Genomic DNA, 13,502 nt, shown 5'->3' on the forward strand with positions numbered 1-13,502 from the left:
GACTTCTAGGTCAAAAGCTGTGTTCATATCCATTGCCACAACTTCGATATTTTGAGCGTATTCTCCAAGAGTTTCAAAGAAGGGACGTATGTCCTTGCGTGCTCTACCTAGACCAATCCAGAGCACTTGGTGCGTTTGTGCATCTGCGATAACCGTGGCATAACGATGCCCCTTGAATATGGCAAATTCGTCCATGACGATTTGACGCAACTGACTCCATGGAACATCAGGAACCACACGCTTTAAGCGTTGCTTATCCACCTCTTTAATGGTGTGCCAGTGCACTCCAGTAAGCTCAGAAATATGCTTGATAGGTAAAAGTGGTAGTAGCTTTTCAATGTATTCAATCAGCCGGTTAGTGAGGCGAGAGTATGGCTTAACCCAAGAGATGGCTTCGGTTTTAATGCCACAGCTAGAGCATTTGATACGTCGAGTCTGGACGAGTAACTCGACAGGTGTGCCAAGGATCATCGCTTCTTTAAGCGTTCGCCATTGAGTATCGTGGATAGACTCAGAGGCTCTACCGCAAGGGCAGCATGCAACTGAGTCAGGAATTAGGGTGATAGATATTAATGAGTCAGTTTTATGAGACTTTACGATCTGAAAGCCCTCCCAGAATGACGATAGGAAAGTATTATTCGGCATGAAAACGGTAGTTTGTGTAGGTTTTGTTTGGCTATAAAACTCTATCACTTTCTACCGTTTTTGTTTTGAGTTCCCACTTATCCGCGATGAACCTAGGCAACTTGGCATCCAATAGGCGCTCAATCGCGTGAAGTAAGTACTCTTCATCACGGCTCATTAACGAAACAGCGAAACCTTCCTTTCCTGCACGGCCCGTACGACCGATTCGGTGAACGTAATCTTCGGCTTTGTATGGCATATCAAAGTTAACCACTTGCTCAAGCTCATGAATATCGAGCCCCCTTGCCGCCACGTCAGTCGCAATCAGAGCACGAATTTGACCTGATTTAAAATCATCAAGTGCTTTTTGCCTCGCGCCTTGACTCTTGTCACCATTAATTGAAGCCGCTTTGATTCCATCGAGCTTAAGCTCTTTCGCTAAAGCATCACTACCCTGTTTTGTCTTAGTAAAAACCAAAACTTGCTGCCAATTTCTAGAGCCTATCAAATACGCTAGAAGCTCTGCTTTACGCTTCTTATCGACTGGATAAACCATCTGTTTAACCGTCTCTGCGGTACTGTTTGATGGAGAGACCTGTACTTCTACAGGTTCATTAAGCATTAGATAGGCGGTGGTTTTAATTCTCTGATCAAAAGTCGCAGAGAAGAACAGAGTCTGTCGATTTGCATTGCAGCGTTGAAGAATACGCTTAATATCAGGCATAAACCCCATGTCCAGCATTCGATCCGCTTCATCGAGGACTAAATATTCTGTCTTATTGAGGTTAATATTTTTGCAGTACATGTGGTCGATAAGGCGACCAGGTGTTGCGATCAGAATGTCACATCCTTGCATAAGATTTCTGGTTTGGACATTCATACTTGTGCCTCCATAGACAGCGACCACTTTGATATCTGTCTTGGATGCATACTGAGTAAGATTGTCGAACACCTGTTGAGCAAGTTCGCGCGTAGGAACCAGAACCAATGCGCGAACATCGTTGCTCTGCGGATCACGCTTGGTATTCGAATCAATTAATCTTTGCAGTATAGGCAGACCAAATGCAGCGGTTTTGCCCGTGCCAGTTTGAGCACCCGCTAAGACGTCTTTTCCTTCAATAACATGAGGAATAGCCTGAATTTGTATTTCTGTAGGTTGTTCAAAGCCTAGTGTATCTAGCGTAGATAAAAGCGTAGAGCCCAATCCAAGAGCTTCAAATTGTATCGACATGCGGGTTACCTATAATTGCAAGGCGGACGATTCTATCAGAAACTTTTGCTGGCAGTTAGTATCTGTGGATAGAGCTGAGCAAATAACTCATCCAGTTGATGATAATTCTGTCGTAGATAGGGAATGCACTCCACCAGCGTGACCATTCTTGGTGAACGATGTGACATTCGCTGTAATGCGAACTCGATATTTTCGATGTGCTGATAGGACTGTAACCAACGCCCCTCACTCATAGCATGTGTGACGGTGACAAACCGATCCGGAACAACATCTCGCATCTCTTCACTCATGACTTGCATCAGCGAGTGAGTGCAGAATCGTCGCCCGATTACGTTGATACCCTTATGAAAGCACAAAGCCAGCGCGATTGCACTGGCTCTTTCGGGTTGCTACCTAAGTAGACTTATCGTCACTGAAGAATCGTTATTTGAAAATCTCTTCGGCGAGCTCTTCAATTGACTGCTCGTAGTCCGAGAGTTCAAAGCCAATTTCCATGGCATCTAACAGCTCAAGGCATTCTTCATTGATTGTTTGGTCACTCATTCTGACCTCCTTTATAAAAACACTTATCAAGACCTACGTTTTTCAAGTCTCAGCCTGAATATACGGGTTCTCGGTTCCTTTTTAAACCACTTATATGACAGTTTTTTGAAAGGCGAAAGTAAATTCTGACTATGATTTGCTCTTTATCCCAACGCAATCGATTACCCCGACAACCACCCCATGCATGTAAACATAGCATTACACTGATGGTAATTTATTTGTACAAAACACTTGTCTTTATCAAAGATCTTTTTCAAAATGGTCACATTGTCAGTCTTAATGACTAGATATTACACAACAGTTAGTCATAACCTCTTCTAAAGTCAGGTAAACGTAAAGAAATATATACAATGAACAAATCAAAGGTATTGGGTAGTACTTTGATCATTGCTGGAACCACCATTGGTGCTGGTATGCTTGCGCTACCACTCGCTTCTGCGGGTATAGGCTTCACCACTTCACTTATCATTATGATCGCTCTATGGGCATTAATGGCGTATACCGCTTTGCTGATGATTGAAGTACATCAACATGCAGACCAAGATGCGACCTTACACACCCTGGCCAATCAATTTCTAGGCATCAAGGGGAAATGGGTAGCAAGCTTTGCGATGATGTTTCTATTCTATGCACTTTGCGCAGCTTACATTGCTGGTGGTGGCGCACAGTTTGCGGAGCGTATTGCGACTTTCTCTGGTGTTGAAATTTCACCAACAACATCGACTGTGTTGTTTACCCTATTAGTCGCCGCAGTGGTAACGATTGGCACTGCGACAGTGGATAAAGTTAACCGAGTACTATTTTCAATTAAGATCATTGCGATGGTAATGGTGCTTACTTTCTTAGCACCGAATGTCACTGAATCTTATTTACTAAGTATGCCTGTAGAACAAGGTCTAGTGATCGCTGCTATTCCGGTGATTTTCACTTCTTTTGGTTTCCACGGCAGCATCCCTGCGATTGTTAACTACTTAGATGGCCATACGCCTTCACTGCGCAAAGCCATTTTGATCGGTTCTGCGATTCCGTTGGTGATCTACGTTTTCTGGCAAGTCGTCACACTGGGCGTCGTCAATCAGTCTCAACTACTCGAAAATCAGGGACTGAGTTCACTTATCTCGACACTGGCCACCACTGTTCATCGCTCTAATCTGGCTCAAACTATCGGTATCTTCGCTGATTTGGCACTGCTGACTTCATTTCTTGGGGTGAGTCTCGGGTTGTTCGAATTCCTAGGCGACAAGATCAATAAAAGTGGTAACGGTGGTTCACGCGTATTGGTCGGATTGGTGACATTTCTACCACCAATGGGCTTCGCCTTGTTCTACCCTCAGGGCTTTATTGCTGCGCTAGGGTATGCCGCCATTGCACTGGTTGTACTGGCCATCTTTTTGCCCATTTTGATGGTCAAAAAAGCTCGTCAACAGACCTCGACACAAAGCTATCAAGTACTTGGTGGTAATGTAGGCCTAATCGTAACCAGTTGTGTTGGGGTGGTTATCGTCACAGCTCAGGTACTGATCACCGCAGGTGTATTACCAAGCTTGGGTTAGTGGCAGATTCTAAGTAAAAACGGCGCGATAACTCGCGCCGTTTTTGATCCTTCCTTAGAACAAACCAATATAATTACTTAATTGTGTAATTTTCTCATTGATAGCCCGTTCTATTCTCAAGTAGTGATAACCATTTACGAGGTTAATATGAAAGTGAAGTTTAAGTTTATCCTCTCCGCTGTTGCATGTGTGGCCGTGCTCACCTCTTTTTTCGGCGCAGCAGATAGCAATATGTCTGGCACGAAAACTTTAAACGATTATGACGTAGCGACGTTGGCTGGAGGCTGTTTTTGGTGTACTGAATCCGATTTAGAAAAACTGCCTGGCGTTATCGATGCGATTTCTGGCTATGCTGGTGGTGATATTGAGAATCCAACTTACAAACAAGTTTCGTCCGGTAAGACTGGGCACCTTGAAGTCATCAGCATTAAATACGATCCTAAAACGGTCACTTATGAGCAAGTTCTCGACCAGTTTTTTCGTCATATAGACCCAACGGATGATCAAGGCTCCTTTGTCGATAGAGGTCGCCACTATCGCCCTGCTGTTTTTTATCATACCCAAGAACAGAAGAAGATTGCCGAAAACTTTATCGCGCAAATTGATGCGTTAGGTATTTTCAAGAAACCATTGAAAACCGAGTTGATCGAATTCAAAGCGTTCTGGCCGGCTGAAGATTACCACCAAGATTATTACAAGCGTAATAAAATTCGCTACAACTACTACCGTTACGCATCTGGTCGCGATCAGTATTTAGATGAGATTTTTGGCGAAGATCGTCAGGACAATCCTGTAACGCTGCGCGCGCTTATTGACGATAAAATAAGTGCTGAAATTGTTAAACCATATGCCAAACCATCGCAGTCTGCGATTAAGAACAAGCTTACTGAGCTTCAGTACTACGTCACTCAACAAGAAGGGACAGAACGCGCATTCAGCAATGAATACTGGGATAACAAAGAGGCTGGGATTTATGTCGATATTGTTTCTAGAGAGCCTCTTTTCTCATCAACTGACAAGTATAAATCAGGCACAGGCTGGCCAAGTTTTACTAAGCCGATAAATCAAGGTTACATTGTCACAAAAACCGACTACCACCTTCTCTATCCCCGAACGGAAGTTCGCAGCCGATTTGCGGACTCCCATTTAGGGCACGTGTTTAAAGATGGTCCAGCGCCGACAGGCCTGCGCTACTGCATGAACTCCGCAGCAATGAGGTTTATTCCGTTAGCAGATTTGGAAAAAGAGGGGTACGGCGACTATCTCTACCTGTTCGACAGTTAAATCCATCCAAACGTCGTTAGCAAAAAAGCCAACCTGAACATAGGTTGGCTTTTAGCTCACTATTAGGGCTTACTTCATCACACGAGCTTTGAAACTGCGTCCTTTCATCTTGCCTGTCGTAAGCTGTTTTAACGCAGGTTTGACGATATCATGCTCCACCGCTAGGTATGAAACCATTGCTAGGATATTAATCTTGCCGATCTTTTTACCATCTAAGCCAGCTTGCTTAGTCAAGGCTCCCAAAATGTCTCCAGCGCGCACCTTTTGTTTCTTGCCGCCTAAAATCTGAATTGTTTGCATTTTAGGGTAAAACGGTCGCTCAATTGGTTTTTCCGGTAATTTAGCTGGTGAGATAACTAAGTCCATGTACTCTTCAATACGTGCGACTCGATAGTGTTCTTTCTCGCTGTAGAAGCTAAATGCAACGCCTTTTGAGCCAGCGCGCCCCGTTCGACCGATTCGATGGACATGAACTTCAGGATCACGGGAAAGCTCAAAGTTGAAAACCGCATCAAGGTTATCAACGTCTAGTCCACGTGCTGCCACATCGGTCGCAACCAAAATAGAGATACTTTTATTGGCAAACATGGTCAACGCTTGCTCACGCTCACGCTGTTCCATATCTCCATGCAATTCAACCACACTGAATCCACGATGTTTCAGTTCATCCGTTACGTTTTGCACTTCTTTCTTCGTGTTACAAAACACAACCGACGACTCTGGCTTATGCGTCAGTAATAGGGCTTCCAGTGCGTCATCACGCGCTTCAGTCGTGTCTAATTGATAGAAGCGTTGCTCAATGGTTGTCGTTGCATGTGTTGACTCAACTTTGACCATTTCCGGCTTAACCATGACTTTGGCAGCCAATGACTCAATGTTGTTAGGGAAAGTTGCGCTAAACAGCAAAGTCTGACGCTCGGCTGGCGCAGCGGCAATTATCGTATCAATCGCCTCTTCAAAACCCATCTCAAGCATGCGGTCAGCTTCATCCAGCACGAGTGTATTCAACTCATCAAGGCTAATGCGTCCCTTAGACATATGATCAAGTATTCGACCAGGCGTACCAACCAAGATATGCGCGCCGTGCTCAAGTGAACCGATCTGTGGCCCCATTGGTAGGCCGCCACATAAGGTAAGTACTTTAATGTTGTGAATACCACGCGCTAGGGTGCGGATCTCTTTCGCAACCTGATCAGCCAGTTCACGAGTCGGGCAAAGTACTAATGTTTGCACTCGAAAGCGTTTAACATTGAGGTTACTCAGCAAGCCCAATGAGAATGTTGCGGTTTTACCTGAACCTGTTTTGCCTTGACCAATCACGTCTTTACCGCTGAGTACGAGAGGTAAAGCTTGCTGTTGGATTGGCGTCATTTCTTTGTAGCCAAGGCTATCCAACGTTTCAAGCAATTCAGGCTTCAGTTCAAGGGTGTTAAATGAAGTTGTCACTGTTTTATCCTTTGAGGATTGGCTGGAAGGAGTGTTCTCCCAGCATTAAAAAATAAAAACCGCTTCGAAATGGAAGCGGTTTTGAATTCGTAAGTCCGACGCAGCTTGTCCTATCGAATTCCGTGCAGGAACTCATGGCGTGTCGCTGGATTTGACTTGAAAATGCCACCTAATGCCGTCGTTGTGGTTTCACTGGTTGCATCCATAACACCACGTGACTTAACACAGTAATGGGTTGCATCAATGGTTACTGCCACATCATCTGACTCTAGCAGGGTTTGCAATGCGACTAAGATCTGCTGTGTCATACGCTCTTGCACCTGAGGGCGCTGAGCGAAGAAACGGACGATGCGGTTAATCTTAGACAGGCCGATGATTTTTCCACGTGGAATATAAGCGACCGCCGCACGGCCATCAATTGTCACCAAGTGATGCTCACAGGTACTCGTCACTGTGATGTCTTTCACTCGAACCATTTCACTGACATTCATCTTGTTTTCGATGACAGTAATCTTGGGGAAATTTGAGTAATCTAAGCCAGAGAAAATCTCATCAACGTACATTTTGGCGATACGGTGCGGAGTCTCTTCTAAACTGTCATCAGTAAGGTCTAGCTCTAGTAGAGAGAGAATTTCACGCATATGGTGTTGAATCTTTTCTTTTTTCTCTTCTCGACTGAACGAGTTTGGCGCCATCGGCGTCTCTAATCCTCGTTGCTCTAGCGCATCTTTGACCAACTTTGCGGATTCGCTAAGACCTGACATTCCACTTCCTCTTATTTACCCCTTTAGGATGGCTGACAAGGATACTCGGATTTTTGAATAATTACACCCATATTTTATTGGAGGTCATTATTGCTCTATGGCTATCTATGATAGAGTGTTGACCATTAGACTAAAAATAATAGTAAATTAGGATTTTTGATATGGGCTGCTGCGATGCACCAGGCTTAATGCCGATCGAAGAGGCGATGGATAAAATGTTATCGCCAATTGAAGCTATCCAAACAACGTTACAACTTCCCTTAGCAGATGCAATCGGCTATGTGCTCGCTGAAGACATACTCTCCCCTATTTTTGTACCGCCATTTGATAACTCTGCAATGGATGGTTACGCCATTCGTATCGCGGATTTAACGAATCACAATGTCATGCCGATGGCTGGTAAGTCGTTCGCGGGTCAGCCGTTTGAAGGCGATTGGCCAATCGGTTCATGTGTTCGTATCATGACAGGTGCAAAAATTCCTGATGGCTGTGACGCGGTCATTATGCAAGAGAACACTCAAGTTACTGAGCAAGGTATTCTCTTTAATCAAACCGACGTAAAACCGCAAAACAATATTCGCCCAACTGGCGATGACATCAAGCAAGGTGATATTGTCCTAGCAAAAGGCGCTCGTTTGACTGCGCGTGATATTCCAATGATCGCAACTCTCGGCGTTAGCCAGGTTAGCGTGGTACGTAAACCGCGTGTGGCGTTTTTTTCCACTGGCGATGAGCTACGTCCTTTAGGTGAAACCTTATCCGAAGGTCAGATTTACGACAGTAACCGTTATGGTATTAAGCCTCTTATCGAAAACTTCGGTTGTGAAGCGATTGATCTCGGCATCATTCCAGACTGCCCAGAAACCCTCAAGGCAACGTTTGAACATGCGCAGACATTGGCTGACGTGGTTGTGACTTCCGGTGGTGTCAGCGTTGGTGAAGCAGATTACACCAAAGATATCTTACAAGAGTTAGGTCAAATCGGCTTTTGGAAGCTAGCAATCAAGCCGGGTAAGCCTTTTGCGTTTGGTAAGCTATCGACAGCTTGGTTCTGTGGCTTGCCGGGTAACCCTGTCTCTGCCGTGTTAACCATGTATGTTCTTGTTCAACCTCTACTAGCAAAATTGGCAGGACATACCGAATGGAAAGCACCAGAGTCAATCCCAGCAACAACACGCAGTGCTTTTAAGAAAGCGCCAGGGCGCACGGATTATCAACGTGGCATCTACTCTATTGAGAATGGTCAGTTTGTCGTAGAAACAACGGGCAACCAAAGTTCAGGTGCGTTCAGATCGATGAGTCTAGCCAACTGCTTCGTCGTGCTTGAACGAGAGCGTGGACGAGTCGAGATTGGCGAAACCGTCAACATCCAGCTATTTAACCCGACGCTTTACTAGAGGTGCCACTTGGAGATCTTATCTGATCAAGAAATGCTCCGCTACAACCGTCAAATCATTCTCAAGCAGTTTGACTTTGACGGTCAAGAAGCGCTCAAGCAGAGTTCTATTCTCGTTCTTGGCGCCGGAGGACTTGGCTGTGCTTCTACTCAATATCTCGCGACGGCGGGGGTTGGTACGTTAACGCTCATCGACGACGATGTGGTTGAACTTTCTAATCTACAGCGTCAGGTTCTTCACCACGATTCAGATATCGGGGTTAAAAAAGTGGATTCGGCCGCTCAATCACTGAGAGAGCTTAATCCCAATATTACGGTTAACACCTTCGATAAGCGTCTTTCTGATCAACAACTATCACAATTGATCGAACAGCATACTCTTGTTCTTGATGCATCGGACAACGTCGAAACACGCAACCAGTTAAACCGCCTTTGCTACGCAAATAAAACGCCCCTAGTCTCAGGTGCTGCGATCCGCATGGAGGGGCAAGTAAGCGTGTTTACTTACCAAGATGATCAACAACCTTGTTATCAATGTCTCAGCGCCTTGTTCGGTAATACAGCATTGAGTTGTGTTGAAGCTGGTGTCATGGCACCGGTTGTCGGCATTATAGGTGCGGTTCAGGCGATGGAGGCAATTAAGGTAATTTCTGGCTATGGCACGCCGAAAAAAGGCAAGATCTTGATGTTAGATGCATTGACGATGTCTTGGCGTGAAATGAATTTAATGAAGATGCCAAACTGTCCTGTGTGTCACTAGAAGTAAGGTAGTGGTAGAGTGCTGACGATGAATCATCCCAAAGGCTTTATCGCTACCTTGTTGCTTGGTGCGCTGGCACTCTATGTTTTGACGTGGCTAATGCAAGATCGTCCGTCGACGGAAGTCCGAGCGGTAGTTGACTCACAAACGGTCACCCAGTCACTGGATGGCAATCGTCGTTTTTTAAATGTTACCACTGAATCTCAGCAACAACTGTTGATTCAAGTTCCTGCAAATATTGACTGTCCCCGTCTATCTCAGGTAATTATTCAGCAGCAACAAACGTTGTTGTCAGATTCCATGTCGTATCAATTGATTCGCTGCACCGCAGCACAATAAAAAGGATTTTTGATGTCACCACTCGTAACCCCCCAATGGCTCGCACAACAGATGAGCGATAATCGCTTAGTTATCTTAGACACCAGTATTGATTTCCAGATCCCCGGAGAAGTTGAGAAGGATAAAACGAACTTAATCCCGTGCTCACGCCGTTTTGATTACGACGCGGTATTTTGCGATCCAGACACTAGTCTCCCGCACATGATGCCAACCGAAGAGCGTTTTAATCACTTAGCTCAGGATCTAGGTTTGAATAATGACTCTGTAATTGTTGTTTACGACAACAGTGGCACTTTTGCTTCGCCAAGAGCATGGTGGATGTTACGTGCGATGGGACATGAGCAAGTCTACATTCTCGATGGCGGTCTGACTGAATGGAAAGCGTGTGGATTTGATACGACGACACGTTATTTAGCTCCAACAGCGAAAGGTAACTTTTCTGGTAAGCTGAATCCGGATTACTTTGTCGACGCACAATATGTGGTTCAACAAATCGATAATGATGCGAGCCTAACCGTCGATGCTCGTTCCAAAGCACGCTTCGATAGTGAAGTAGCAGAGCCACGTCCAGGCTTACGCAGTGGTCATATCCCCAATTCAGTTTGTCAGCCTTTTGCACAGCTAATGGATCAACATAAGTTAAAGCCAGTCGAACAACTTAAACAGATTTTACAGCCGACGCTCTCAACAGATGCGGCTCAAACACTTTTTAGCTGTGGCTCTGGTGTCACCGCTTGCATTGTACTGCTTGCAGCCTATCTTTGTGGTTATCGTAATCTCGCCGTTTATGATGGCTCATGGACAGAATGGGGCGCAAACAGCGATTTGCCTATAGCCACAACTAGCAAATAACCGCTTATACATCCGTTTTGTTGAGATTATAAAAGGCAGCCTTAGCTGCCTTTTTGTTATTTCATTTGCTCATCAAGGTTTAGCACGGTGAGTGCATTGCTCACACTTGTGGCGATCACGTCAATCACTCCAGTTCGCAACGCTCCAAGTAGCGCAAGCGGTTTACTGTTTTCTGCTGCAATGGCGATAACCTGCGAAATCGGTCGAAACTCGTCAATGCTCAGCCCGATCACTCGATCACTCATCACGGTTGTGGCGGATTGACCATGTATATCAAAGAAATCGTAACCAGCAAAATCGCCAACCACCCCTTGTTGCATCCTTGATTGAACAACTTCCTCGGCAGTAAACCACCCAAGATCAACCATATAACTGTTTTCGCTCATGTCACCAATACCGACCAAGGCAACATCAGCTTTACGTGCCAAGTCTAAGGTTTGTTTGACAGTTGCGTTTTGCATAAAGGCGAGCTTCTGTTCTCGGTTCTCCGCGTAAGCTGGCGCATACAATGTTTCTGAGGTTCCGCCATAGCTTTTGGCAAATTGACGGCAGATGTGGTCGGCATTAAACATCCCCCCACGTGGATGGATACCACCAATACCACATACGAATTTAACGTCTCTTTGCGGAATAACGCCGACATGGTGCGCTACAGCGGAGACATTGCGTCCCTGCCCCACGGTCACAACAGAACCGTTTTGAATCGAGCTCGCCATATATTTCGAGACTAGACCCGCAACCTGCTGACGCTGTTGCTCTTCAACTGGTTGATCCAAGGCGATCAAAGCACGCTTAACACCAAATCGTTCGATAAGACGTTGTTCTATTTTAGCGCTAAAAACTGGGTGATATTTGACCGTGATCTCCACAATACCTTCGTCTCTGGCCTGCTTTAGCATCCGACCAACTTTGGCACGTGAGACAGAGAACTTCTTCGAAATCTCCTCTTGTGTCGCACCATCCTGATAGTAGGCCACTGAGATTTCAGTCAGTAGATCTGCGTTGTCATCCGAAATGTCATTCTGAGATTTGTTCATTGGTGTATTTTCCAAACCAAATAAATCGCACCTAACATGTGCTCACAGCCGTAGCATATGTCACAACCCGCCATTTTGGCAACATTTGCTCAGTGAAATTACAAATTCTCAGCGCGTTTTTTATCCTTCATACACTAGCTTGAACCCTTACTGCTTCTTGGCAAACGTTTAGTTATCCTGCCACCAGTCAGGTTTGAAAAAAATACTTGATGAACATCACTTAAAAGCTCATTCGGCAATTGACTTTCTATCTTTATAAGATAATTATGAACCCATCATTTACTCAGCGTTCGAGCAAATGTTCACAACAAATGTTCATACGTTGAAAATTATTTAGGTTAAGTAAGCTGAGTTGTCCTTAGCGGAAAAATCGACTATTACTTAACTCGCTTGCAATTGCATCCCCATATCATGTCGTGATCTGGGAGCCCAATGAAATAGGATGATCGAAATGAGCAACAAATTAGAGCAACTTCGTAAACTAACGACTGTAGTCGCTGATACTGGTGAAATTGATGCAATCAAAAAATACCAGCCAGAAGACGCAACGACTAACCCTTCTCTGATTCTTAAAGCCGCTCAAATCGAAGAGTACGCGCCTCTAATCGACGCTTCTATCGAATACGCAAAATCTCAAAGCTCTGATAAAGCACAGCAAGTACAAGATACGTGTGACATGCTAGCGGTAAACATCGGTAAAGAAATCCTTAAAACCATTCCAGGTCGTATCTCTACTGAAGTTGATGCACGTCTTTCTTACGACATGGAAGGCAGCGTAGCAAAAGCACGCCAGCTAGTTAAAATGTACAACGATGCAGGCATCACTAACGATCGCATCCTTATCAAGCTAGCGTCTACTTGGGAAGGCATCCGTGCCGCTGAAATCCTAGAAAAAGAAGGCATCAACTGTAACCTTACTCTTCTATTCTCTTTCGCTCAGGCTCGCGCATGTGCTGAAGCTGGCGTATTCCTAATCTCTCCATTCGTTGGTCGCATCATGGACTGGTACAAAGCGAAAGAAGGTCGTGACTTTGAAGCACAAGAAGACCCAGGCGTGTTGTCAGTATCTAAGATCTACAACTACTACAAAGAGTACGGCTACAGCACTGTCGTCATGGGCGCAAGCTTCCGTAACATCGGTGAGATCCTTGAGCTAGCTGGCTGTGACCGTCTGACTATCGCTCCTGCTCTTTTAGCAGAGCTTGAAGCAGCTGAAGGTGAAGTCGTTGAGAAGCTAGTTGATTCTAAAGGTTCAGCAGCGCGTCCAGCAGCAATGACTCACGCTGAGTTCCTATGGGAACACAACCAAGACCCAATGGCTGTTGAGAAGCTTGCAGAAGGTATCCGCAACTTCGCAGTAGACCAAGGCAAACTTGAAGCAATGATTGAAGCGAAGCTTTAATCACCAGAATTTCTAGAGGGGAACGTTTGCGTTCCCCTCTTATTATCCTTTCTTAAGAAACAATCTATTAATCGGTATTTATTATGGATCACTCTCTTCAATCAAGAAAGCATCTAGCAAATGCAATCCGCGCTCTAAGCATGGATGGTGTACAACAAGCTAACTCTGGCCACCCAGGCGCACCTATGGGTATGGCTGATATCGCTGAAGTTCTTTGGCGTTCACACCTAAATCACAACCCAGCTAACCCAGAATGGGCAGATCGCGACCG

Annotated in this window: 13 protein-coding genes and 1 pseudogene; 8 read left to right on the forward strand and 6 right to left on the reverse strand. The window is 45.2% G+C overall.

Features of this window, described 5'->3' with window-relative positions:
- The 3 genes and pseudogenes from QTN94_RS18335 to QTN94_RS18345 all read right to left on the reverse strand — a co-directional run.
- Positions 1–645 (reverse strand): transposase (locus QTN94_RS18335; protein ID WP_331428460.1); only part of this gene is annotated, 645 nt, incomplete at its 3' end.
- Positions 646–736: 91 nt separating this feature from the next.
- Positions 737–1,855 (reverse strand): annotated as a pseudogene (locus tag QTN94_RS18340) (DEAD/DEAH box helicase); the annotation flags it as partial.
- Positions 1,856–1,890: 35 nt separating this feature from the next.
- On the reverse strand, positions 1,891–2,154 hold the full coding sequence (locus QTN94_RS18345) for an ACP phosphodiesterase (protein WP_331418438.1): 264 nt from the start codon (positions 2,152–2,154) through the stop codon (positions 1,891–1,893).
- Between the two features lie 594 nt (positions 2,155–2,748).
- On the opposite strand from QTN94_RS18345, the gene QTN94_RS18350 reads away from it, so the two are divergent.
- Both QTN94_RS18350 and msrB read left to right on the forward strand, forming a co-directional pair.
- Positions 2,749–3,951 carry an aromatic amino acid transport family protein gene (locus tag QTN94_RS18350; protein ID WP_331418432.1) on the forward strand — a complete coding sequence of 401 codons (1,203 nt, stop codon included), beginning with the start codon at positions 2,749–2,751 and terminating at the stop codon, positions 3,949–3,951.
- Between the two features lie 147 nt (positions 3,952–4,098).
- A complete protein-coding gene (gene msrB, locus QTN94_RS18355) occupies positions 4,099–5,235 on the forward strand; it encodes a peptide-methionine (R)-S-oxide reductase MsrB (protein WP_331428461.1) in 1,137 nt (378 codons plus the stop codon).
- Positions 5,236–5,304: 69 nt separating this feature from the next.
- On the opposite strand, the gene dbpA is transcribed toward msrB, so the two are convergent.
- The gene (gene dbpA / locus QTN94_RS18360; RefSeq protein ID WP_138970652.1) at positions 5,305–6,681 is read right to left on the reverse strand and encodes an ATP-dependent RNA helicase DbpA; all 1,377 of its coding nucleotides are present in this window, start codon (positions 6,679–6,681) and stop codon (positions 5,305–5,307) included.
- A 110-nt stretch (positions 6,682–6,791) separates the two neighbouring features.
- Positions 6,792–7,445, reverse strand: coding sequence for a GTP cyclohydrolase I FolE (folE, locus tag QTN94_RS18365; RefSeq protein ID WP_006880173.1), 654 nt, complete (start codon positions 7,443–7,445; stop codon positions 6,792–6,794).
- A gap of 161 nt (positions 7,446–7,606) precedes the next feature.
- Here folE and moeA point away from each other — a divergent pair, with 161 nt between their 5' ends.
- From moeA to QTN94_RS18385, 4 genes are read left to right on the forward strand one after another with little or no spacing between them, the layout of a single operon-like run.
- Positions 7,607–8,842, forward strand: a complete 1,236-nt coding sequence (moeA, locus tag QTN94_RS18370) for a molybdopterin molybdotransferase MoeA (RefSeq protein ID WP_331428462.1) — start codon at positions 7,607–7,609, stop codon at positions 8,840–8,842.
- A 9-nt stretch (positions 8,843–8,851) separates the two neighbouring features.
- Complete coding sequence (gene moeB / locus QTN94_RS18375) at positions 8,852–9,601, forward strand: molybdopterin-synthase adenylyltransferase MoeB (protein WP_331428463.1); 750 nt, start codon at positions 8,852–8,854, stop codon at positions 9,599–9,601.
- 27 nt (positions 9,602–9,628) lie between these two features.
- Positions 9,629–9,940, forward strand: coding sequence for a hypothetical protein (locus QTN94_RS18380; RefSeq protein WP_138970655.1), 312 nt, complete (start codon positions 9,629–9,631; stop codon positions 9,938–9,940).
- A gap of 9 nt (positions 9,941–9,949) precedes the next feature.
- Complete coding sequence (locus QTN94_RS18385; RefSeq protein ID WP_331428464.1) at positions 9,950–10,792, forward strand: sulfurtransferase; 843 nt, start codon at positions 9,950–9,952, stop codon at positions 10,790–10,792.
- 56 nt (positions 10,793–10,848) lie between these two features.
- Here the strand turns inward: QTN94_RS18385 and QTN94_RS18390 are convergent, their stop codons facing one another.
- Entirely contained in the window at positions 10,849–11,829 is a 981-nt protein-coding gene (locus QTN94_RS18390) for a sugar-binding transcriptional regulator (protein WP_138970657.1), read from the reverse strand.
- A gap of 451 nt (positions 11,830–12,280) precedes the next feature.
- On the opposite strand from QTN94_RS18390, the gene tal reads away from it, so the two are divergent.
- Together tal and QTN94_RS18400 are read left to right on the forward strand one after the other, a co-directional pair.
- Entirely contained in the window at positions 12,281–13,231 is a 951-nt protein-coding gene (gene tal / locus QTN94_RS18395; protein WP_331418756.1) for a transaldolase, read from the forward strand.
- Between the two features lie 83 nt (positions 13,232–13,314).
- Positions 13,315–13,502, forward strand: a 188-nt coding sequence (locus QTN94_RS18400; RefSeq protein ID WP_331428465.1) for a hypothetical protein, incomplete at its 3' end; no start/stop codon positions are given.

It is taken from the genome of Vibrio sp. M250220 (assembly GCF_036533795.1).
Lineage (GTDB): Bacteria > Pseudomonadota > Gammaproteobacteria > Enterobacterales > Vibrionaceae > Vibrio.